22 protein-coding genes and 4 tRNA genes are annotated in these 21,603 nt (G+C 38.3%); 2 read left to right on the plus strand and 24 right to left on the minus strand.

The genetic code is table 11. From position 1 onward, the window contains the following. The first annotated feature begins 12 nt into the window (after positions 1-12). The gene (locus U9R83_RS26225; RefSeq protein WP_014457691.1) at positions 13-1,011 is read left to right on the plus strand and encodes a tRNA dihydrouridine synthase; all 999 of its coding nucleotides are present in this window, start codon (positions 13-15) and stop codon (positions 1,009-1,011) included. A 169-nt stretch (positions 1,012-1,180) separates the two neighbouring features. Here the strand turns inward: U9R83_RS26225 and rlmH are convergent, their stop codons facing one another. The 24 genes from rlmH to U9R83_RS26345 all read right to left on the minus strand — a co-directional run bounded on the left by rlmH (position 1,181) and on the right by U9R83_RS26345 (position 20,885). Continuing rightward, positions 1,181-1,660 (minus strand): 23S rRNA (pseudouridine(1915)-N(3))-methyltransferase RlmH, encoded by a 480-nt coding sequence (rlmH, locus tag U9R83_RS26230; RefSeq protein ID WP_014457690.1) that lies wholly within the window; start codon positions 1,658-1,660, stop codon positions 1,181-1,183. A gap of 83 nt (positions 1,661-1,743) precedes the next feature. Continuing rightward, complete coding sequence (locus tag U9R83_RS26235; RefSeq protein WP_014457689.1) at positions 1,744-1,902, minus strand: CxxH/CxxC protein; 159 nt, start codon at positions 1,900-1,902, stop codon at positions 1,744-1,746. A 73-nt stretch (positions 1,903-1,975) separates the two neighbouring features. Continuing rightward, positions 1,976-3,208 (minus strand): S1C family serine protease, encoded by a 1,233-nt coding sequence (locus U9R83_RS26240; protein WP_013059902.1) that lies wholly within the window; start codon positions 3,206-3,208, stop codon positions 1,976-1,978. A 57-nt stretch (positions 3,209-3,265) separates the two neighbouring features. Beyond that, positions 3,266-4,060 carry an MBL fold metallo-hydrolase gene (locus U9R83_RS26245; RefSeq protein ID WP_014457688.1) on the minus strand — a complete coding sequence of 265 codons (795 nt, stop codon included), beginning with the start codon at positions 4,058-4,060 and terminating at the stop codon, positions 3,266-3,268. A gap of 18 nt (positions 4,061-4,078) precedes the next feature. Further along, positions 4,079-4,858, minus strand: a complete 780-nt coding sequence (locus tag U9R83_RS26250) for a two-component system regulatory protein YycI (protein WP_226556380.1) — start codon at positions 4,856-4,858, stop codon at positions 4,079-4,081. Further along, entirely contained in the window at positions 4,845-6,212 is a 1,368-nt protein-coding gene (locus tag U9R83_RS26255) for a YycH family regulatory protein (RefSeq protein WP_028409756.1), read from the minus strand. Before U9R83_RS26255 ends, U9R83_RS26250 begins: the two co-directional genes overlap by 14 nt. Continuing rightward, positions 6,203-8,110, minus strand: coding sequence for a cell wall metabolism sensor histidine kinase WalK (gene walK, locus U9R83_RS26260; RefSeq protein ID WP_014457685.1), 1,908 nt, complete (start codon positions 8,108-8,110; stop codon positions 6,203-6,205). Before walK ends, U9R83_RS26255 begins: the two co-directional genes overlap by 10 nt. 6 nt (positions 8,111-8,116) lie before the next feature. Then, positions 8,117-8,824 carry a response regulator YycF gene (gene yycF / locus U9R83_RS26265; protein ID WP_013085552.1) on the minus strand — a complete coding sequence of 236 codons (708 nt, stop codon included), beginning with the start codon at positions 8,822-8,824 and terminating at the stop codon, positions 8,117-8,119. A 262-nt stretch (positions 8,825-9,086) separates the two neighbouring features. Beyond that, positions 9,087-9,159: transfer RNA gene (locus U9R83_RS26270), tRNA-Phe, on the minus strand. 4 nt (positions 9,160-9,163) lie between these two features. Then, a tRNA-Asp gene (locus tag U9R83_RS26275) sits at positions 9,164-9,239 on the minus strand. 35 nt (positions 9,240-9,274) lie between these two features. Beyond that, a tRNA-Glu gene (locus tag U9R83_RS26280) sits at positions 9,275-9,346 on the minus strand. 15 nt (positions 9,347-9,361) lie between these two features. Next, positions 9,362-9,434, minus strand: a tRNA-Lys gene (locus tag U9R83_RS26285). Between the two features lie 168 nt (positions 9,435-9,602). Beyond that, positions 9,603-10,889, minus strand: coding sequence for an adenylosuccinate synthase (locus tag U9R83_RS26290; RefSeq protein WP_013085553.1), 1,287 nt, complete (start codon positions 10,887-10,889; stop codon positions 9,603-9,605). A 187-nt stretch (positions 10,890-11,076) separates the two neighbouring features. Beyond that, the gene (gene dnaB / locus U9R83_RS26295; protein WP_013059909.1) at positions 11,077-12,441 is read right to left on the minus strand and encodes a replicative DNA helicase; all 1,365 of its coding nucleotides are present in this window, start codon (positions 12,439-12,441) and stop codon (positions 11,077-11,079) included. Between the two features lie 115 nt (positions 12,442-12,556). Next, positions 12,557-13,006, minus strand: coding sequence for a 50S ribosomal protein L9 (rplI, locus tag U9R83_RS26300; RefSeq protein ID WP_013085555.1), 450 nt, complete (start codon positions 13,004-13,006; stop codon positions 12,557-12,559). Further along, positions 13,003-14,976 (minus strand): DHH family phosphoesterase, encoded by a 1,974-nt coding sequence (locus U9R83_RS26305; protein ID WP_025752414.1) that lies wholly within the window; start codon positions 14,974-14,976, stop codon positions 13,003-13,005. Before U9R83_RS26305 ends, rplI begins: the two co-directional genes overlap by 4 nt. 36 nt (positions 14,977-15,012) lie before the next feature. Beyond that, a complete protein-coding gene (locus U9R83_RS26310) occupies positions 15,013-15,957 on the minus strand; it encodes a YybS family protein (RefSeq protein ID WP_115655112.1) in 945 nt (314 codons plus the stop codon). A 138-nt stretch (positions 15,958-16,095) separates the two neighbouring features. Next, a complete protein-coding gene (rpsR, locus tag U9R83_RS26315; protein ID WP_013059913.1) occupies positions 16,096-16,335 on the minus strand; it encodes a 30S ribosomal protein S18 in 240 nt (79 codons plus the stop codon). A gap of 66 nt (positions 16,336-16,401) precedes the next feature. Further along, positions 16,402-16,902 (minus strand): single-stranded DNA-binding protein, encoded by a 501-nt coding sequence (ssb, locus tag U9R83_RS26320; RefSeq protein ID WP_013059914.1) that lies wholly within the window; start codon positions 16,900-16,902, stop codon positions 16,402-16,404. A gap of 48 nt (positions 16,903-16,950) precedes the next feature. Continuing rightward, positions 16,951-17,238: a 30S ribosomal protein S6 gene (gene rpsF, locus U9R83_RS26325; RefSeq protein WP_013059915.1), complete on the minus strand. Its 288-nt coding sequence runs from the start codon at positions 17,236-17,238 to the stop codon at positions 16,951-16,953. 189 nt (positions 17,239-17,427) lie between these two features. Next, positions 17,428-18,528 (minus strand): redox-regulated ATPase YchF, encoded by a 1,101-nt coding sequence (gene ychF, locus U9R83_RS26330; RefSeq protein ID WP_014457678.1) that lies wholly within the window; start codon positions 18,526-18,528, stop codon positions 17,428-17,430. A 170-nt stretch (positions 18,529-18,698) separates the two neighbouring features. Continuing rightward, entirely contained in the window at positions 18,699-18,896 is a 198-nt protein-coding gene (locus tag U9R83_RS26335; RefSeq protein ID WP_013059917.1) for a DUF951 domain-containing protein, read from the minus strand. A gap of 14 nt (positions 18,897-18,910) precedes the next feature. Further along, positions 18,911-19,804 (minus strand): mechanosensitive ion channel family protein, encoded by an 894-nt coding sequence (locus tag U9R83_RS26340; RefSeq protein ID WP_014457677.1) that lies wholly within the window; start codon positions 19,802-19,804, stop codon positions 18,911-18,913. Positions 19,805-19,871: 67 nt separating this feature from the next. Next, entirely contained in the window at positions 19,872-20,885 is a 1,014-nt protein-coding gene (locus U9R83_RS26345) for a YkvI family membrane protein (RefSeq protein WP_014457676.1), read from the minus strand. Between the two features lie 86 nt (positions 20,886-20,971). Between U9R83_RS26345 and yyaC the strand changes: the two genes are divergently transcribed. Next, entirely contained in the window at positions 20,972-21,592 is a 621-nt protein-coding gene (gene yyaC / locus U9R83_RS26350) for a spore protease YyaC (RefSeq protein WP_042991799.1), read from the plus strand. Positions 21,593-21,603: the final 11 nt, after the last annotated feature.

The following is a 21,603-nucleotide window of genomic DNA, read 5'->3' on the forward strand; positions in this document are numbered from 1 at the left end:
TTTAGATATAAGATGAAAGATAATTTTTGGCATGAGTTGCCGCGTCCGTTTTTTATTTTGGCACCGATGGAAGCTGTGACGGATGTCGTTTTTCGCCATGTTGTGACTGAAGCAGCACGACCTGACGTATTTTTTACAGAGTTTACGAATACGGAAAGCTACTGCCATCCGAAAGGAAAAGATAGCGTAAAAGGACGTTTGACGTTTACAGATGATGAACAGCCAATCGTTGCGCACATTTGGGGAGACAAGCCTGAATACTTCCGTCAAATGAGTATCGGCATGGCCGAAATGGGCTTTCGCGGCATTGATATTAATATGGGTTGTCCTGTGCAGAACGTTGCAGGAAACGGAAAAGGTTCTGGTCTGATTCGCCGTCCAGATACTGCGGCTGAGATTATCCAGGCAGCCAAAGCTGGAGGGCTTCCAGTAAGCGTAAAGACTCGTCTTGGCTATACGCAAGTTGATGAGTGGTACGACTGGCTGAAGCACATTCTAGAACAGGATATCGTGAACCTTTCTATTCACCTTCGTACGAAAAAAGAAATGAGCGATGTTGACGCGCACTGGGAGTTAATTCCGGAGATTAAGAAGCTTCGTGACGAAATCGCGCCTCATACGCTACTAACAATTAACGGTGATATTCCTGACCGTCAGAAGGGTCTTGAACTTGCGGAGAAGTACGGCGTTGATGGAATCATGATTGGACGCGGAATTTTCCATAATCCGTTTGCGTTTGAAAAAGAAAAGAAAGAGCACACAAGCGAAGAGCTATTAGAACTTCTTCGCCTGCAGCTAGATCTTCATGATAAGTATTCTGAAGAATTAGAGCCGCGCCCTTTCAAACCGCTTCGACGCTTTTTCAAAATTTACGTTCGCGGATTCCGCGGTGCAAGTGAATTAAGAAATCTACTCATGAGCACGGAAACAACTGACGAAGTGCGTGCGTTGCTTGATGAGTTTAAAGACAGAGCTGGAGTGAAAGAAGACGAAGGTTTTTCTGTTTCTTAAATAAGATCTCGTTTGCTTAAACTCATTTTTTCTAACATTTTATCGGAGAGAAGAACCTCTTGTTCTTTTTTATAGACGTGTGCTATTTATCCACATATGATAAAAACTGAGGCAGAAGGTTTTACATTTCCTTCTGCCTCAGCTTTTAATAAAAAAATATCCACACGTTCTATTTATGATAAGGTTCATTTCGAATGATACGAAAAGCTCGGTAAATCTGTTCTACTAATACTAGGCGCATAAGCTGATGAGGAAACGTCATCTTTGAAAAAGAAAGGGCTGCGTTTGAGCGTTTCATTACTTCGCTGCTTAAACCAAGCGACCCGCCAATGACAAACGCTATTTTGCTTTTTCCATAGGTAGCTAATGAATCAATTTCTTTTGCGAGTTCCTCGGAAGATTTTTGTTTTCCGTTAATAGCTAATGCGATTACGTGAGTATCGTCTGAGATTTTCGCTAAGATGCGCTCTCCTTCTTTTTGTTTCACCTGTTCCATTTCAGATTCACTTAAGTTTTCGGGTGCTTTTTCATCTGCAAGCTCAATAATTTCTACTTTTGCATAGCTTGATAAACGCTTTAAATATTCTTCAATGCCTTGTTTTAAGTATTTTTCTTTTAACTTCCCAATGGTTATAATAGAGATATTCACAGGCTATTCTCCTCTCCTTTATCCCTTATCCACAGATATTATCCACATATCCACATGTTATATCCACATTTTGTATAAGAATATTAGTTCCCTACTACATATACAGCTTCATTGTCACAATATTCACAGCTTTTTTTGTCAGTAGAATTTTCTATTTTTTCAAAAACCGGCGCTAGCTCAATCTCATCTACCATTACATCCAGCGCTAGTTCTGTATGTTCTACACAGCAATATATCTTCATGTATTTATCTTCCTTTCTCTATTCTTTTCATTAAAAAACCACAGGAGTTTATCCCCTGTGGATAACTTTTCTTTCACTTCATTTGACGCGTTAATTTTACTTCTGTGGATTTCTTTTTGCCATCACGATAGAACGTTACGTTCATTTTATCGCCAATTTCTTTTTCAATGTAGAGGTGTTTGCGAAGTGTCGCAATGTCCCTTACTTTGCTGTGATCTAACTCAACAATCACATCATATTCCTTTAATCCGGCTTTAGCGGCTGGCGAACCTGGCTCGACTTTTAGAACAGCGACTCCGTTTACTACATCATGCGGTAACTTAAGGGTTTCTTTTAAATGATACCCTGATACCTCACTTAATGATAGTGTACTAACTCCAAGATACGGACGTCTGACTTCACCATATCGTTCTAAGTCATTAATGATGGGTCTAGCCATATTGATTGGAATCGCAAGACCAATGCCTTCTACTGCTTCTTGGGCAATTTTCATAGAATTAATACCGATTAATTCACCATCAATATTAACAAGAGCACCCCCGCTATTACCAGGGTTAATGGCGGCATCTGTTTGAATAACTTCTGATTGCCAATCAGGATTTCCATCGCCATTCAAATCTTGAGGAATGACACGGTTAACCCCTGAGACAACTCCTTGTGTAACGGAGCCAGAAAATTGAAGGCCTAGCGGGTTTCCGATAGCAATTACTGGTTCACCAGCTTTAAGCTTATCAGAATTTCCGAAGGTAGCCACTTTTGTCACGTGGCCTGCGTCAATTTCAAGAACTGCTAAGTCCATTAAATCATCGCTGCCAAGAATTTTAGCCGATACCCTTGTACCGTTACTGAAGCTCACTTCAATTTCGTTAGCGCCTTTAATGACATGATAGTTTGTCACAATATAAGCTTTGTTACCTTGCTTTTTGTAAATAACACCTGAGCCCGTCCCGGCATCAGTTCGTTCATCATTCCAAAAGCTTTCAGAGTTCTGAATGTTTACAACTCCTACAACTGCTGCATTGGCTTCAGAAACAGCTTTTGTGACGGCCGTAGTGACGTCAAGAGATACTGACTTTTGAATGGTAGACCCTGTTTGTTCATCTCTATTTTCATCCGTCATCCATCCATCTGGCAAAATGCCGTTCCTCACCAAGGCTGGCATAAGAAGCAGTACAATAAGTGCACCTATAATAGCTCCAATCAGAGCAGAAGCGAAATATCCTCTGCGGCGTTTAGGCGGCCGACTATTCGGCTCTTGGCCTTCATCATAATGTTCCACACTATCACCGAACCCTTCATTTATCATCGTGAATGTCTGCATTCACGTACTAAATGAAGTTATTTTTCGCTTCCTTTCTAGAGACTATACATAAACAATATCAGTTGGTCTTTTTGGATCAGTATCACATAGAAGAATATTGTCCTCTACATTGATGTCTTTTTGTTGTAACACTTGCGCAACAGACATGCGGGCAATTTCCTTCATGTTATTGTCTTGACTCAAATGCGCTAAGTAAATGCGTTTGGTTTGATCTCCAATCACATCTGCCATTGCAAGAGCCGCATCTTCATTAGACACATGTCCTACGTCGCTTAGAATTCGTCTTTTAATACTCCAAGGGTAGCGTCCCATTCTGAGCATTTCAACATCATGGTTGCTTTCAAATACATACATATCGCTATTTTTAATCGTACCTTTCATGCGGTCACTTACATAGCCAGTATCTGTAATAAGGGTTAATTTTTTAGACCCTTGATGAAAGACATAAAACATAGGCTCTGCAGCATCATGCGAAACACCAAAAGACTCCACTTCCAATTGACCAAACGATTTCGTTTGGCCAATTTCAAAGTGAAACTTCTGTTCCGTATCAATGTTGCCGATCAAACCATCCATTGCGTTCCACGTTTTTTCATTTGCGAAAATGGGGAGCTTATATTTACGTGCCAGAACACCTAGTCCTTTAATATGGTCGCTATGTTCGTGAGTCACTAAAATTCCTGATAAATCCGGGATATTGCGATTTACTTGTTGAAAGAGAGCTTCCATTTGCTTTCCGCTCAGCCCTGCATCAACTAGTAAGGAATGTTCTCCATCACTTACTAAAATCGCATTTCCTGTGCTCCCACTCGCTAGCACGCTGAAATGCAGGCTCATTTATCTCACTCCAAATACTTATTTATTTCCTTTTTTAATGATTTGCCCTTCAAAGGCGTTTACAAAATAACTCGTATCTCCATTTACAATGACGTGCCAAGTTGGTGCTAAAACTTGAGAATTTAGTAGCGGCAGATCAAACGTATAGTACCCAAACTCTACTTTTGTTACAGAATCTTTCTTTTTCAATTCACCCTTCAAAAACAAATTTTCCAATGCTTTTAAAGGCGTTAAAACATCCTGCTCATCATCTAATGTTTTTACAGAACCTAGCATCGTTTGTTCATACGAAATAATTTCACCTTTGTCATTTAAGTGAGCAACGATCATTCCATTTTCATTATCAAAGATTTTATGCTTCTTATATTTTTGAAAGAATGTAACTGTTTTTTTCTCTTTGTTAACATTCCATAGCTCATAATCCTTACCTGAGATAACATACCGTTTTAGAAATTGACTTAGCTTTGCTTCGGGACTTTTTTCAGATACTGAAAAAGGTTTGTCTAGTACGCTTCGAATTGTTTTTTCCTCAAGCAGCGCTGCTTTTTGTTCTTTAAGCTTTTTTAAATCTTCATCTTTAAACAGTTTGCTTTTAGCATTTAACGACGAAGCTTCCTTCACATCTACAGGTAGATGTTTATATTCAATGCCTTCACTCGTTAATTGTTCTTCAACGCTCGACTCCACAAATAGAGAGTACTGATCTTCTTGATGAGTTTTAAAAATCTGATAGCCTAAGTAAATATTCAGAATCAAGAAAGTGAAAATAAAGATGGTTTTTGTTCTATTCCAATCCATCGTTATCGCCTCCTTCGGTCGGCGGTGCAATTCGATACCACTTGCTATTATAATAATAGAACCAAGAAGGAACGAGTTTGACAGAGTTAGAATTAAACTCAACCGTCTTTTCACCGGTTTTTGGCTGCTGTGAGACTTCTTCTAGCTGATAGCCTATTGAAATATCTTTTAACAGATTCGGGTCAAAGTTTTGGTGTTTTTCAATTAATTGAATCACCTTTTGAGATGACTGCAGCTTTTCTACACTGGAATCCTGTACTCTTACAAAACGATAAAGAGGACGACGGTAATTTAAAATCTCCGCATTTCCCCATCTCTGATATATTTCAGTCATTCCCTGATTGCTGTACACGGGATAATTATCTTTATAATAACGATAGCTAATTTCTTTTGTAATACGATTCCAGCTGTTGAACCTGTAATTAGATTCCGTCCAGCCGCCGTGGTCATTAACGAAGCTAAAGCTGCGATTTATTAAATTATAATCTTCCATTACCTCGGTCGTAGAATTTACAAGATTCACATATTCCATCACATCTGTCTTCGTATTAACATTAATCACTTTTGTACCTTCGGTGTAGACATCTCGGTTTGTAGACGTTTCTTTCCTTGCATAGTCTGGGTTGTTAAAAAGCGCTTCTTTATATTTTTCAATATCTAAATGCCTCATGCTCGTATAGTAAACTTCACTATTCATCGTGATATTGTTTTCTGGAAGGAAGATATACCGATTTTTGTTTTCTTTATATACAAAGCTCGGGGCATAGGTACGTTTCATTTTATCTTCTAATTCTTTGATATCATCTTTGGCCAAATTCTTGACTGTAACCGAATAAATCTTTTTTTGCTCATAATTCACAAGATACACGCTCACGAAAAAGGAAGGTGTACGCTTAATTTTAATGAGTACACGGTCAAATGTTTGATTAGGCAAAGACGTTTGAGAAAATGAAAAAAGCTGTTGAAATGTTTTTAACGGTAGCGCGTCTGGATACAGCACTTCAATAGAATTACTTCCATGAACATAATTTAGAAATCCATCGGGAGAAATAGCATCCGAAACGTCCGTCACATTCGAAAATTTCCACTTTTTCATTTCATTTACCCATTTGTTTACATCATCTTCGTCGTGAGACATGTAGTGATTATCGTTTCGATGATAGAGAACTTCTGTTGGAAGAATATGATCTTCTATTTTACTTTTTGAACTCACTTCAACTTCCTGCAGGTGTTGATTTTTTGAAATGACCTTATAAGAAGGCTGATACGTCCATATGTGATACGTCATAATTAAACTGGAAGCGACGAGAACAACTAAGATGGCCGTTTTGATATGTTCATATCTCATTCCCATTCGTCATCATTCTCACTTTCAATCGGAAGAGTAAAGTAAATCGTTGTTCCTTTTCCTTCCTGACTATCTGCCCAAATACGTCCATCATGTGCTTCAATAATTTCCTTGGCAATAGCAAGCCCTAATCCTGTTCCACCTAATTTACGCGTTCGTGCTTTATCTACACGATAGAAGCGTTCGAAAATTTTAGCTAAATTTGATTTTGGAATCCCCATACCTTGGTCTTTAATGCTCACAACAATTTCATGCGTATGCTGAGCAATTGAAAATGTAATGGTTCCGCCTTCAGGTGAATATTTTATTGCATTGGAAATAATGTTATCTAATACTTGTGTAATTTTATCTTGATCGATAGCGACATAGATTGCTTCATTTGGCAAGTCGCGCACGAACGAAATACCTTGTTCAATTGTCATTTCAAAGCGATCAATGATGTAGTGATAGAACTTCACAAAATTGATTGGATCACGACTAAATCGGTAGTCTTGGCTATCTAGCTTAGATAATTGAAGCAAGTCGTTAACGAGACGAATCATTCGTTCTGTTTCCGTTTGCGTTACATTTAAAAATGTTGGAGCTAAGTCCTTATCCTGCCATGCTCCGTCTGCAAGCGCATCTAAATAACTGCGCATCGTTGTTAACGGCGTACGCAATTCATGTGAAACATTCGCTACAAATTCTCGACGATCTTGATCAATTTTCTCCTGCTCTGTAATATCATGCAGGACAATGATAATCCCGTTAATAAAACCGGTCTCTTTTTGAATAGCGGAAATGGTAGCTCTTAAAATAAAAGGATCCGATTTTGTACTAAAGTCCAAAATTAATGACTCTTGATTAGCGAGCAAGCTTTCAAACGTATGCGTTTCTTCAAGATCTAATAGGGAAACAACTGGGTCAGACAAAACCGTTTCACGTGAAACATTTAGCATAGCTGCGGCTGGATCATTAATTAAAATTACTCTTCCTTTTCGATCCGTCGCAATAACGCCGTCCGTCATATGAGCTAATACCGAACTAAGCTTACGGCGCTCCCCTTCTGTCGTTGCCTGTGCTTCCTGAAGCTTTCTTGTTAAGTTGTTGAATGTGAGAGCTAGCTGACCAATTTCATCATATCCGTATACCTTAGCTTTTCTCGTAAAATTCCCTTTGGCCATCTCAAGTGCTTGTTTTCTCATTTCAGACATTGGACGAGTAATCGTCTGAGCTAAAAACACGCCTAAAATAGCTGTAATAAAAAGAGCGATCACCGTACCTGCTTTAAAGATCTGATTGATATTACTCATTTGATCGTAAACAGGCTCCATGGAAGCTGTTAAGTAAATAGCACCTAAGATTTCTTCGCTAGACTGAACTTTTCCATTTTTATTAGTTGAATTTGATTGACTGGCACCTACTTTATCCTGTAAACGAATAGGCTGTATCATAACTCTGATTCGCTGTCCGCTTTGATCAACAAATACATTATCAGAGTTCGTTCCTGCTAACAACGCATTCGTAATCGCTAAATCATTAGTCTTTTTACCTATGATCTGTTGAGGATTTGAGTTCGATGTAGCAATGATTCTTCTATTTTGGTCAATGACTCTTACTTCAGAGATGTCATTCATATCATTTGAAGCTAAATTGGGTCTTGAAGCAAAATCTCGTAAAATAGTCTTTAAGTCTTCCTCAAGAGTGGGTGAATCATCATCACGATTTTTCACCATTTCTTGTCCAATGTTATACGTCAGCAAGTCTGTCCGCTCTTGAAGAGACGTTCGAAAGTTGTTAACTAATTCTTTTTCTAATTGTCGTGCAAAATAGACCCCAATAATTTGCATCGCAATTAAAATGAGCAGCACATAAATCAATACAAACTTTAAATGAATAGATTGCAGGAGCCTTACTTTCTTCATCTAAAATTACTCCTGCTCTGGGCTGCGTAAATAATAGCCTACTCCACGTCTTGTTACAATCCACATTGGATGGCTTGGATTATCTTCAATTTTTTCACGTAATCTTCGAACTGTTACATCTACCGTACGCACATCACCAAAATAGTCATAACCCCATACAGTTTGAAGCAAGTGTTCACGCGTCATGACTTGTCCAATGTGCTTCGCTAAATAATGCAGCAGCTCAAATTCACGATGAGTCAGTTCAATCGTTTCTCCGCGCTTAGACACGATATAAGCATCTGGGTGAATAACAAGTGCTCCAATTGTAATTTCATTCGTTTCGCTTTCTTCTGTTGGAACAGCTACTTGCTGATGCCTACGTAAATTAGCTTTTACACGTGCTAATAATTCACGCGTACTGAACGGCTTAGTTACATAATCATCTGCACCTAATTCTAGACCTAACACTTTGTCAATTTCAGAGTCTTTTGCTGTTAACATGATAATTGGCATATCATATTTTTTGCGCACTTCTCGGCAAACTTCCATTCCATCTTTCTGAGGAAGCATAATATCTAATAAAATCATTTCAGGCTGTACTTCTTCCACTTTTTCAAGTGCTTCTACGCCATCATAAGCACAAAATACTTCGTAACCTTCTTTTTGCAAATTAAACTTTAAAATATCTGCAATCGGCTTTTCGTCATCTACGACTAAAATACGTTTATCCATGATCATCGTTCTCCTTTATTAGTTGAAGCAAAATATAAAAGATAGTATTCATACTGTTTGAATACCGTAGTTTTATTATACTTGATAACCCTTGAAACGTCACAAGTTCATCCTCTACTATACATGAAGATATATGATTTTCAACCATCTCTAAATGCAAAAGTAATATATTACCACAAAAGAGATACAAAGCAAATAACGTTTTCTTTTAAATGTAAATAAAAGAAAAAAGCATGACTTTAAATAAAGTCATGCTTTTTGATGGCTCGGGACGGAATCGAACCGCCGACACAAGGATTTTCAGTCCTTTGCTCTACCAACTGAGCTACCGAGCCAAAATGGCGGTCCCGACGGGAATCGAACCCGCGATCTCCTGCGTGACAGGCAGGCATGTTAACCGCTACACCACGGGACCTCAGTCTATATGCTATGTATTAAAAATATTAAAAATGACCCGTACGGGATTCGAACCCGTGTTACCGCCGTGAAAGGGCGGTGTCTTAACCGCTTGACCAACGGGCCACGTTGTAACAAAAGTGAGCCATGAAGGACTCGAACCTTCGACCCTCTGATTAAAAGTCAGATGCTCTACCAACTGAGCTAATGGCTCATGTTATATCTCTTAGCGACGCTTATTATAATAACATGATATTTCATATGAATGCAATAGTTTTTTTAAAACTTTCTTTTTATTATTGAGCTTTTTTTAAAAATCTTGTTAACAAAGCACCAATTATAAATAAAAAAGGTTAGCTCAAGAAGAGCTAACCTTTTTTATTTAGCTATATACACCACGTAATACATTTGTTTGTGTACGATCTGGACCTACAGAGAAAATAGATAAAGGAATCCCTGTTAATTGAGACACGCGCTCTAAGTAGTGGCGAGCGTTATCAGGTAACTCATCTAATGTTTTCACACCCGTAATATCTTCTGTCCAACCTGGAAGCTCTTCATATACAGGTTCGCATTCTGCAAGTGTTTTTAAGCTAGCAGGGAATTCTTCCATAACTTCCCCTTTATAACGGTAAGCTACACAAATCTTTAATGTCTCAATTCCCGTTAATACATCAATTGAGTTTAAAGATAAATCTGTGATTCCGCTAACGCGGCGAGCATGACGTACAACTACACTGTCGAACCAACCTACACGGCGAGGACGACCAGTTGTTGTACCATATTCACGTCCTACTTCACGGATTTGATCACCGATTTCGTTTGTTAATTCAGTTGGGAAAGGACCGTCACCAACACGAGTTGTATACGCTTTTGATACACCTACAACGTGCTTGATTTTAGATGGACCTACACCAGAACCAATAGTTACTCCACCCGCTACTGGGTTTGAAGATGTAACAAATGGATATGTTCCTTGGTCGATATCTAACATAACACCTTGTGCGCCTTCAAATAGTACACGACGTCCTTCGTCTAACGCATCATTTAATACTACTGATGTATCAACAACATATTTTGCAACTTGTTGACCATACTCATAGTACTCATCTAAAATTTCTTCTAATGTAAAGCCTTCTACTTCATACATTTTTTCAAGAAGGCGATTCTTTTCAGCTAAGTTTTGTGTTAATTTTGCTTCAAATACTTCACGGTCTAGTAAATCGGCAATTCGAATACCAACACGTGCTGCTTTATCCATATAAGCTGGTCCAATACCTTTTTTCGTTGTACCAATCTTATTTTCACCTTTACGTTCTTCTTCAACTTCATCTAATTTTAAATGATATGGAAGAATCACATGAGCTCGGTTACTAATACGTAAGTTTTCTGTTGTTACACCGCGATCATGTAAGTATTTTAATTCTTGAACAAGTGCTTTTGGATCAACAACCATACCGTTTCCAATTACACACGTTTTGTCATTATAAAAAATACCTGAAGGAATTAAATGTAACTTATAAGTTTCACCATTAAACTTAATTGTGTGACCTGCATTGTTCCCACCTTGGTAACGTGCAATCACTTCTGCATTTTCTGATAGGAAGTCTGTAATCTTCCCTTTTCCTTCATCTCCCCATTGTGTTCCTACTACAACGACTGAAGACATATCTTAAGCACCTCCGCTTAGTAAGCAACAGCTCACTACGACATAATTTAACCATGGATAAGTGTATCAATTTATCACGCTAAAGTCAATTAAATCCGAACGATTTAACAAAAGTTATTATAAATATATCGTATTTTGCGGAACGAATGCGATAACAATAAAATAAAACCTCTCAATATGAGAGGTTTTATGCACCAGGCGGCACTCCTGCATCATCAAAGCGCCGCTCGAGATTAACGAATTTATTGTATTCTTTTACAAAGGCAAGCTGTACGGTTCCAACTGGACCGTTACGCTGCTTGGCTATAATAATCTCGATAATATTTTGATTTTCTGTGTCTTTTTCATAATAGTCTTCACGATATAAGAAAGCTACGATATCGGCATCCTGCTCAATACTTCCGGATTCACGGATATCAGACATCATCGGTCGCTTATCTTGTCTCTGCTCTACACCACGGGAAAGCTGTGATAAGGCGATAACAGGGACTTCTAATTCACGGGCTAAAGCTTTTAAAGCACGAGAAATTTCAGATACTTCCTGCTGTCGGTTTTCTCCGCTTCGTCCATTACCTTGAATAAGCTGTAAGTAGTCAATTAAAATCATCCCAAGTCCGCCTTCTTGTTTCAAGCGACGACACTTAGAACGAATTTCACCTACTCGAATACCGGGTGTATCATCAATATAAATCCCTGCATTGGACAAAGACCCCATTGCCATAGTAAGCTTTCCCCAGTCATCAGCTGTAAGCGAGCCTGTACGCAGCCTTTGTGCATCAATATTTCCTTCGGCACACAGCATCCTCATAACAAGCTGCTGAGCACCCATCTCTAAACTGAAGATGGCTACGTTCTCATCCGTTTTTGTTGCAACGTTTTGCGCAATATTTAAGGCAAAAGCCGTTTTACCTACCGATGGACGGGCTGCTACAATGATTAAATCATTTCGCTGGAACCCTGCTGTCATTCTATCTAAATCACTAAACCCAGTTGGGATGCCTGTAATGTCACCTTTTCGATTGTGAAGAACTTCGATATCATCGTACGTTTGTACAAGTACATCTTTGATATTTTGAAACACACCGCTGTTTTTACGCTGTGCTACTTCTAAAATGTTTTTTTCCGCTTCATTTAATAAAACTTCCACTTCGTCTTCCCTTGCATATCCTTCTGAAGCAATATGCGTTGCAGTACGAATTAGACGGCGCAAAATCGACTTTTCTTCTACGATTTTACCGTAATATTCTACGTTTGCAGCCGTTGGAACAGAGTTAGCTAAATCACTTAAATACGATACGCCGCCAACTTCTTCTAGGATTTTTTGGTCAGCTAATTCAGACGTTACCGTTACCAAATCAACCGGTTCACCTTGGTCAGAAAGTTTCAGCATACATGTAAAGATTTTCTGGTGCGATGCCCGGTAAAAATCTTCAGGTATTAGCAGTTCAGATGCTAAGGTTAAAGAAGAAGGCTCTAAGAAAATGGCCCCTAATAGCGCTTGCTCTGCTTCAATATTCTGAGGCGGAAGACGATCAGCAAAAAGATCACTCATATTTCTATGCCCCTCTTATATTCTTTCGTATTTTCTTTCATCATAAATGTTGGCGCGAACAAATACAAGTCCGCGCCAACCCTTTATATTATTTACCTATTTTTCAATCGTACGTTTATTTTTGTTCAGTCACATGTACCTTTACAGTAGCCGTTACTTCCGGATGTAATTTAACCGGTACATTTGTATAGCCTAATGCGCGAATGGCATCATTTAATTCAATTTTACGCTTATCTACTTTGATGTTATGCTTTTTCTTTAATTCCTCAGCAATTTGTTTGCTTGTGATAGAACCGAATAAACGGCCGCCTTCACCAGATTTTGCTTTTAATTCAACTGTTAGTTCTTCAAGAGTTGCTTTTAACTCTTTGTTTGCTTGAAGTTCTGCAGCTGCATCTTTTTGCTCTCTATTTTTTTGTGCTTCTAATACCTTCACATTACCGCCTGTAGCTTCAACAGCATAACCATTTTTTAATAAGAAGTTATGTGCATAACCGTCTGAAACATTTTTCACTTCACCTTTTTTGCCTTTTCCTTTTACATCTTTTAAGAAAATTACTTTCATGATTTTTTACCTCCATCTAAGTACTCGTCAATTGCTTGTTTAAGCCTTTCTTCAGCTTCATCCAAACTAATGTCTTGAAGCTGAGTAGCAGCATTCGTTAAGTGGCCTCCGCCTTGGAGACTTTCCATAATAACTTGTACATTGATATCTCCAAGCGATCTAGCACTAATGCCAATTAGATTATCCCGTCGCTTAGAAATAACAAACGAAGCAACCACTCCGCTGATTGAAAGCAGCGTATCTGCAGCTTGCGCGATTAACACTTGATCATACATTTTGTTCGGTTCAGCGCGTGAAATGGCAATACCTGCTGTATAAATCTCTGCATGTTCAATAAAGCGTGCTCGCTGTACATATTGTGTGATATCTTCTTTTAAAAACTTTTGAACAAGAACCGTATCTGCGCCTTGAGAACGTAAAAAGGACGCTGCATCAAACGTACGAGATCCCGTGCGTAATGTAAAGCTTTTTGTATCGACAATAATACCGGCTAAAAGTGCTGTTGCTTCTAGCATATCAATTTTAAATCGTTTTGGCTGGTATTCAAGAAGCTCAGTAACGAGTTCTGCTGTCGAGGAAGCATATGGCTCCATATAGACAAGAAGAGGATCTTCGATAAAGTCTTCTCCTCGTCTATGGTGATCAATGACCACGACATTTTCAATACGATTTAATAATCTTTCTTCAATAACGAGCGACGGCTTATGCGTATCTACTACTACTAAAAGAGTATCATCACTCACAAGATTTAAGGCTTCTTCAGGCGTAATAAATCTTTCCCACAGGCCTTCTTTCTTTTTAATCTCTTCTAGCATTCGCTGAACACCTGTATCAATATGATCAGGATCTAATACGATAAAACCATCTTTCTGATTTACTTGCGCTACTTTTAAGATCCCAATAGCAGCTCCTACAGCATCCATATCCGGATACTTATGACCCATGATAATCACTTTTCCACTCTCTGTAATGAGCTCTTTTAACGCGTGAGAAATAACTCTTGCACGCACGCGCGTCCGTTTTTCCATTGGGTTTGTCTTACCCCCAAAGAATTTCACTTTTCCATTCGGCTGTTTAATCGCTACTTGATCTCCACCACGACCCAAGGCCAAATCCAAGCTAGATTGAGCCAAAGCACCCAGTTCGGGTAAATCAGCCGCACCAGCCCCAATACCGATACTCAATGTAAGCGGTATATTTTGTTTAGACGTCTCTTCTCGAACTTGGTCTAAGATAGAAAATTTACTTCGCTCTAAATGAATTAAGATCTGTTCATTCATAATCGCAATAAATTTCTCAGAAGACGTACGTTTAATAAAAATACCGTATTCTTGAGCCCAACTATTTAACATAGAAGTTACTTGGCTATTCAAGTTACTTTTAACTTGATCATCCATTCCTTGTGTTAGTTCATCATAATTATCTAAAAAGATAATGCCTAAACTTGTTCGTTCTTCTTCATACAACTTTTCGATTTCTATTTGCTCTGTAATATCAAAGAAGTACAGTAAGCGCTCGTCTCGTTTAATAACCACTTTGAATTTCCGATCATGCAACGTGACAACTTCTGTTTCCACTTCTTGTTTGATCAGTGGAATAATACTCTCTGCTACATCGTATAATGATCTTCCCACTAGTGTATCTTCACCGAGACAAGATGCTAGAAAAGGATTGGTCCATTCAATTTGATATTCATCATTAAACAACATAATCCCAATCGGCATTTCCATTAATGCCTCTTCGCCTACTTTTTTCAGCCGATGAGACAGCATTGAAATATAGGTTTCAAACTCATCGGACAGCATTCGCTCCATTCTCATGTATAGAAAAAGACAGGCTAATAGTAATATAAAGCCTATCATTCCTATGATCCAATTATGATAGGTCACGATACCTACTAAAATCAGGGCTATACTATACAATGAGTAAAATGGATAGCGAATGACATTCTTTTTTGTAAAGACAGGCATCCATTTCAGCTCCTACTTTTTTAAGTTCCACAATATCTACTTTTTTGTGTCTAATTGTTTTCTTAAATTAAATCCTAAATCAATTATACCTAAGATGCGCACAATTTGAAGGATAATTGGAATAATTAATGCTAAAATTGTTACAACAATTGGAATTGCTTTCGCATACCCTTTTTGATGTGAGAAATAGAAAATAAAAGAGATCCCTTGTAACACTACTAGCATTTGCAGTCCCATCACGATGTTGATAATAGCTACGTACATAAATGTACCTTGTTCAATATTAAAAGATGGGAAGGATAAGATTAATGCAATCAAATAATACCATAGAATACTTTTAGGAAGTTTAAATTCACGAAAAGGCGGGAATGCTTGCACCTCATAACCTGTTCTTTTAAGAATAGGCGTAGCAATAAGCTGAGAGAAAAAGGCCAGAATAACTCCACCCATAACAATTAATAGAGGCAACAGATTTTTAAACATATCAAATGCATCTCTCATTTGGTCAATTTGAGATTCCTTAACGTCTTGTCCTAAACTTTTCATCATTTCAATACTTTGATTAATCGATTGATCTAAAGCATTATTTATTTGCTCCATTAAATTAACATTAAAAATGACATTTGCTCCTACGAACAATAAAAGTAAACCTAAACTAAATGCAACCGTGCCGCCTAGTAAAATGGTATACCTTTTTTGTTTTTGTCGGTAAAGCATTCCTATTGCTAATCCACCAATACCAAATACAAATGTAAAAGGAAGAGTCAATACATTTCCAAATAACAAAGTCAATAACAACCCTACTACCAAAAATAATATTGCCTTTTTCCACCCATGACGAACGGTATACACAATAAACGGAACAGCTAGCGCTAGTTGAAAAATGGCTCCTACAACAGGTATGTATAGTGAAAAAAGCAAAAGCGCCACAAACAGCGCTAACAGAGCTGCTCCTTCTGTAATATATCGAATTCCTTTCACAACTTCACCTCGTTGATATAGACTATTATTTATTTTATCGATTCAATTCATAAGAAGCAACTATTTGGCAAAAGAGCACCTATGTAATGTAAAAAGAGGCAGTAAGGATTCCCTTACTGCCTCTTTTTATACCGTTCATTATTCACCAGAAACATATGGTAATAATGCCATTTGACGAGCGCGTTTGATAGCGATCGTTAATTTACGTTGGTATTTAGCGCTTGTTCCAGTTACACGACGAGGTAAAATTTTACCACGCTCTGAAACGAATTTTTTAAGCATATCTACATCTTTGTAATCGATGTGAGTGATGCCGTTTGCTGTGAAGAAACAAACTTTACGACGTCTGTTGCGTCCACCTTTACGTCCACCTGCCATTTTGATACGCCTCCTTCCGCTTAAAAGTTTCTATAAAATTTTATACTCCGGATAATCTACTGCGAATTAAAACGGTAAATCGTCATCAGAAATGTCAATTGTCTCGCCATTATTTGCAAATGGATCATCATCAACGCGAGTATAACCTTGATTACCTGAGTTACGGTTCTGATTATCTCCAAATGGAGAGCCTTGTCCAGATCCTCCAGTGTTAGCAAAGTTACTGCGTTGCGTATCCCCACCGCCACTTTTCGGCTCTAAAAATTGCACACTTTCCGCTACAACTTCCGTTACGTATACACGACGACCGTCTTGTCCTTCGTAACTGCGAGATTGTAGTCGACCATCAACACCAGCTAAACTTCCTTTTTTAAGGAAATTGGCTGCATTTTCAGCCTGACGACGCCATACAACACAGTTGATGAAGTCAGCTTCACGTTCACCTTGCTGATTTGTAAATGTGCGGTTTACCGCTAAAGTGAATGTTGCAACCGCTGCTCCACTCGGGGTATAACGTAATTCAGGATCTTTGGTTAAGCGTCCTACGAGAATTACGCGATTCATCATCAGAACCACTCCTTAAGGAAATAAAACCCAATTTATTTAAACGTTTAATTATGCTTCTTGTTTAACAACGATATGACGGATAATGTCTTCGTTGATTTTCGCAAGACGATCAAATTCAGAAACTGCTTCTGAAGTAGCCGCCACGTCAAGAATCATGTAGTAACCGTCACGGAAATCATTGATTTCGTATGCTAAACGACGTTTACCCCATTCTTTAACATTTGCGATTTCAGCACCATTATCAGTTAATACGCCGTTGAAGCGCTCAACTAATGCTTTCTTTGCTTCGTCATCAATGCTTGGACGGATGATGTACATTACTTCATACTTTCTCATCACTGTCACCTCCTTTTGGTCTAACGGCCCGAAACGGGCAAGGAGCAATAAAATATTACTCACGAATTAAAATTATAGCACACTACCATAGGCAAAGCAATACGCATTGCGGGCTGTTTCGTAAATATATGCTAATATTTTCGCCAACGACAAAAGCCGAAAGAAGATATCTTCTTTCGGCTTTTAATCTTATACGTTAAAGCGGAAATGCATAACGTCTCCGTCTTTTACGATGTATTCTTTTCCTTCTAAACGTACTTTTCCAGCTTCACGAGCTGCTCCCATTGTTTTGGCAGCTAATAAGTCCTCGTATGATACTGTTTCCGCACGAATAAATCCACGTTCAAAATCTGTATGAATAATACCTGCACACTCAGGAGCTTTCATGCCTTGTGTGAACGTCCATGCGCGTACTTCTTGCTCACCAGCTGTAAAGTACGTAGCTAATCCAAGTAAATCGTAAGCTGCACGTACAAGCTGATCTAAACCTGACTGTTCAATGCCTAGTTCTTCAAGGAACATTGCTTTTTCTTCTCCTTCAAGTTCAGCAATTTCAGATTCAATGCGTGCGCAAACAACAATTACTTCTGCGCCTTCACTTGCCGCATACTCACGCACCTTTGCTACATATTCGTTAGCAGATGCATCGGCTACCTCGTCTTCAGAAACGTTTGCTACATAAAGAATAGGTTTGATCGTTAGCAAGTGAAATTGTTTTACTAACTTCATTTGTTCTTCTGTAAATGATACAGCACGAGCTGGCTGATCACTTTCAAATGCATTCTTTAGTTTCTCTAGAACTTCGTATTCATACATTGCTTCTTTATCTTTTTGTTTAGCCATTTTTTGAACACGGCCGATACGCTTCTCTACCGTTTCTAAATCCGCTAAAATTAATTCTAAATTAATTGTTTCAATATCTGAAATAGGGTCTACTTTTCCTGAAACGTGCGTGATGTTTTCATCTTCAAAACAACGTACAACGTGACAAATTGCATCTACTTCTCGAATATGAGATAAGAATTTGTTTCCAAGACCTTCACCTTTACTAGCACCTTTTACGATTCCAGCGATATCTGTGAATTCAAATGCTGTTGGAATTGTTTTTTTAGGTTTTACAAGCTCTGTAAGTTTTTGAAGACGATGATCAGGTACTTCTACAATACCCACGTTAGGATCAATCGTACAGAAAGGATAGTTCGCAGATTCTGCGCCCGCTTGTGTAATTGCATTAAATAATGTTGATTTTCCAACGTTCGGAAGACCAACAATTCCAGCTGTTAAAGCCATATATTTATTCACTCCTCTTTATATATCCGAAACAAGTTAACCTGTCACAATTATAGTGAGTCAACTTTTGAAATACAAGTTTAATAAAGAACCTTTAGTCGCATCATGTTAAGATACTTCATTTTGTCCCACCTTACAGTATAAGGCATAAACATAGAAAATGCATGAGGTTATTCCTCATGCTTTACAAGAATTTTTTTCATTTTACGTGCAAAATCACGTCTTGGAATCATTACGCTGTGGCCGCAGCCTTCACATTTAATGCGGATATCCATTCCCATTCGAATGATTTTCCATTCATTTGTACCGCAAGGATGAGGTTTTTTCATTTCCACAACGTCATTTAAACCAAATTCTTTTTCCGTCATCAGCTCTCTCCTCCTTATTTCCCTTTCAACGTCGACGAATGCTGTGCTTCTTCTGTACGATTATACATAACCATACGAGGAAATGGAACTTCAATGCCATGTTCATTTAACCTTGTACGCACTTCTTTACGAATCATACGGGAAATGTGGAAATGCCTCATTGGTTTTACTTCGCTGGTAATCCTCATCGTGACTTCAGTTGCATGGATATTTTGAACACCCAGCAATTCAGGCGTTTTAACCATATCTTCATAGCGACTTGGCAATTCTTCTAACAAATCTAAAATTACTTGTTCTGCTTTTTGTATGTTTTCTTCATAAGAAATGCTTACATCAACGAAAGCTACGCTGTTATGTAACGAAAAATTAGTGACCTCCACAATACTGCCATTGGGCAAAATATTAATTTCGCCTGTCCAACTCTTAATTTTTGTGGTTCGCAAACCAATTTCTTCCACAGTTCCCTCAAATGTTCCTACTCGAACATAATCGCCAACGGAGAACTGATCTTCAAAGATAATAAAAAATCCCGTGATGATGTCTTTCACTAAGTTTTGAGCACCAAACCCTACCGCGAGCCCTACAATTCCAGCCCCCGCTAGCAATCCACGGACATCTACCGATAATGTTTCTAAAATCATAACTCCCGCAACGAAATAAATAGCATAAGAAAAAATATTTTGGAGCAAACGGACCATCGTAGCTTCTCGTCGCTCAGAAATACGCAGAGGGCTATTTGTGCGAACCTCTACAAATTTATTTAACGCTTTCTTTCCAATCCGAATTAAAAACATGGAAATAAGTAGAATCAACAGAATTTTTATAAATCCCTCTCCAATATGTGCCCACGTTTCTTCTTGAAAAAATGGCTCAAACACGTTCTTAAAAACTGACTTCAGCGAATTCATACTACATGTAGCTCCTATCGTAACATAATCTACATACGAGAAAGTTTTAATCTATTGTAGCAAGTTTCTACGAACTTTTGTAGCGATTTCGAAATGGATACAATAGAACGGCTGTTACTAAAAATAAATTGACGATTCCATACATTGGATACAAAACGGCAATCAAAGTAGAAAAACCTAACTTTGTAAAGGGAATCATTAAAAGTAGCCAGCAGGCTGCCAGTTTCCAAAGAGATTGTACCTTTTCAGTATGAAAACGCGCGGTCAGTCCTAAGATTCCCGATACGGCTGTTGTATAAATTGCAATGAGCAAAACAATGCTCATTAAAAACAGCATTATATAAGGAAAATCTTTAAGAATAGCGAATAATGGAATTTCATAAGAAGAAAGAAGGCCTGAAACTTGAATAAGCGATTCATTATAAATAAAGGAGAGCCCTCCTAATAAAAAACCACTGCCAACGCTTGCAATATAAATCTCTTTTTTGCTTTTAATTTCCTTTCCAATTGTAGATAATACTGCGACAAGAGGAAGAATATTTAAAGCCGTAAAGGTAAAAGCAGCAGGCCAATTATGCTGAAGATGCCAATCATTTGCTCCAGGATGACGTAAAATAAATGTAAGAAGTACCCCAGCTAGTCCAATCATTAAGATTGGCATAACGAAAGAATTAATAGAAAGAAGCCCGTTTAATCCTCTTGAAAAAACAAAAACGATCAACGCACTAAGAGCGCCAATTCCCCACCAGTAAGGAACATGCCACATTTCCAATGTCGCCCCGCCGCCCGCGATCATAATCACCGTCGTCGTGAACAAATAAAAAACGATTAAAACATCGTAGGCTGCAGCCCATCTCTTTCCTATTAATTCAATTAGTACTGGGTAAAATTGATTGGTTCGGTAGCGATAGCTGATTTGCATAATTACATTGCAAGAAATCGCAAAAATAATAGAAAATAGAAAAATAGCAAGTCCGCTTTCTTCGCCAAAAAACTGCCATAGCTCTCTCCCTGAAGCATATCCAGCGCCTATCATGGTTCCCATAATTAAGAATATCCATTTACATCCTGCTCTCCACATCGATTTTCCCCCAATCCATGAAATATATGTATAGAATCTTCAAAATCTTCGTATACTGTTACTATTATGTATAAGGAGTGGACCCTATGAATTTAAAATCTCCCTTCTTTGAGAAGACACAACATTCAACCCGCGTATTTCATGATGAAGAATCTGCTACAAAGAAGCTGAGTACACAGTTACTATCTTTACTTCCAGCACAGAAAGACAGACCAATTGTTTTTGTATGTATTGGAACGGACCGTTCAACTGGGGACTCATTGGGTCCATTAGTCGGAACGAAACTGAACGAAAAAAAAGTTTCATCTTTTCACATTTTTGGAACGTTAGAAGAGCCTGTTCATGCTGTTAATTTGAAAGAAACGTTAAAACATATTCAAAAGCTCTTCCCTAATCCTTTTATTATTGGAATTGATGCTTGTTTAGGTCGTATGAAAAGCGTAGGCTCTGCATCACTTGGAATAGGACCGGTGAAACCAGGAGCAGGAGTTAATAAAGAATTGCCGCCAGTCGGGGATATTCATATAACAGGGGTTGTCAACGTGAGCGGATTTATGGAGTTTTTCGTCTTGCAAAATACGAGGCTTCACCTCGTTATGTGCATTGCCGATTTAATTGCGAAAAGTATTGAGACTGCGCACAACGAACGAGAGAAAGAGTTTAATAATTCTTCAGGTTACCAAACGGTAAGACATTATAAACAATAAAAAAGGTTGTC

Source organism: Priestia sp. LL-8 (assembly GCF_036227845.1).
In the GTDB taxonomy this organism is placed as follows: domain Bacteria; phylum Bacillota; class Bacilli; order Bacillales; family Bacillaceae_H; genus Priestia; species Priestia zanthoxyli.

What these genes read in the sequence shown, in the direction of transcription:
- ssb (WP_013059914.1), bottom strand. Translation starts at nt 16,902, where the DNA reads ATGATGAATCGCGTAATTCTCGTAGGACGCTTAACCAAAGATCCTGAA.
- walK (WP_014457685.1), bottom strand. Translation starts at nt 8,110, where the DNA reads ATGAAGAAAGTAAGGCTCCTGCAATCTATTCATTTAAAGTTTGTATTG.
- dnaB (WP_013059909.1), bottom strand. Translation starts at nt 12,441, where the DNA reads ATGAGTGATCTTTTTGCTGATCGTCTTCCGCCTCAGAATATTGAAGCA.
- rpsR (WP_013059913.1), bottom strand. Translation starts at nt 16,335, where the DNA reads ATGGCAGGTGGACGTAAAGGTGGACGCAACAGACGTCGTAAAGTTTGT.
- U9R83_RS26245 (WP_014457688.1), bottom strand. Translation starts at nt 4,060, where the DNA reads ATGAGCCTGCATTTCAGCGTGCTAGCGAGTGGGAGCACAGGAAATGCG.
- U9R83_RS26255 (WP_028409756.1), bottom strand. Translation starts at nt 6,212, where the DNA reads ATGGGAATGAGATATGAACATATCAAAACGGCCATCTTAGTTGTTCTC.
- U9R83_RS26290 (WP_013085553.1), bottom strand. Translation starts at nt 10,889, where the DNA reads ATGTCTTCAGTCGTTGTAGTAGGAACACAATGGGGAGATGAAGGAAAA.
- U9R83_RS26250 (WP_226556380.1), bottom strand. Translation starts at nt 4,858, where the DNA reads ATGGATTGGAATAGAACAAAAACCATCTTTATTTTCACTTTCTTGATT.
- U9R83_RS26340 (WP_014457677.1), bottom strand. Translation starts at nt 19,804, where the DNA reads ATGAATTCGCTGAAGTCAGTTTTTAAGAACGTGTTTGAGCCATTTTTT.
- U9R83_RS26345 (WP_014457676.1), bottom strand. Translation starts at nt 20,885, where the DNA reads ATGTGGAGAGCAGGATGTAAATGGATATTCTTAATTATGGGAACCATG.
- U9R83_RS26235 (WP_014457689.1), bottom strand. Translation starts at nt 1,902, where the DNA reads ATGAAGATATATTGCTGTGTAGAACATACAGAACTAGCGCTGGATGTA.
- yycF (WP_013085552.1), bottom strand. Translation starts at nt 8,824, where the DNA reads ATGGATAAACGTATTTTAGTCGTAGATGACGAAAAGCCGATTGCAGAT.
- rplI (WP_013085555.1), bottom strand. Translation starts at nt 13,006, where the DNA reads ATGAAAGTAATTTTCTTAAAAGATGTAAAAGGAAAAGGCAAAAAAGGT.
- yyaC (WP_042991799.1), top strand. Translation starts at nt 20,972, where the DNA reads ATGAATTTAAAATCTCCCTTCTTTGAGAAGACACAACATTCAACCCGC.
- U9R83_RS26305 (WP_025752414.1), bottom strand. Translation starts at nt 14,976, where the DNA reads ATGCCTGTCTTTACAAAAAAGAATGTCATTCGCTATCCATTTTACTCA.
- rpsF (WP_013059915.1), bottom strand. Translation starts at nt 17,238, where the DNA reads ATGAGAAAGTATGAAGTAATGTACATCATCCGTCCAAGCATTGATGAC.
- ychF (WP_014457678.1), bottom strand. Translation starts at nt 18,528, where the DNA reads ATGGCTTTAACAGCTGGAATTGTTGGTCTTCCGAACGTTGGAAAATCA.
- U9R83_RS26335 (WP_013059917.1), bottom strand. Translation starts at nt 18,896, where the DNA reads ATGACGGAAAAAGAATTTGGTTTAAATGACGTTGTGGAAATGAAAAAA.
- U9R83_RS26240 (WP_013059902.1), bottom strand. Translation starts at nt 3,208, where the DNA reads ATGATAAATGAAGGGTTCGGTGATAGTGTGGAACATTATGATGAAGGC.
- U9R83_RS26225 (WP_014457691.1), top strand. Translation starts at nt 13, where the DNA reads ATGAAAGATAATTTTTGGCATGAGTTGCCGCGTCCGTTTTTTATTTTG.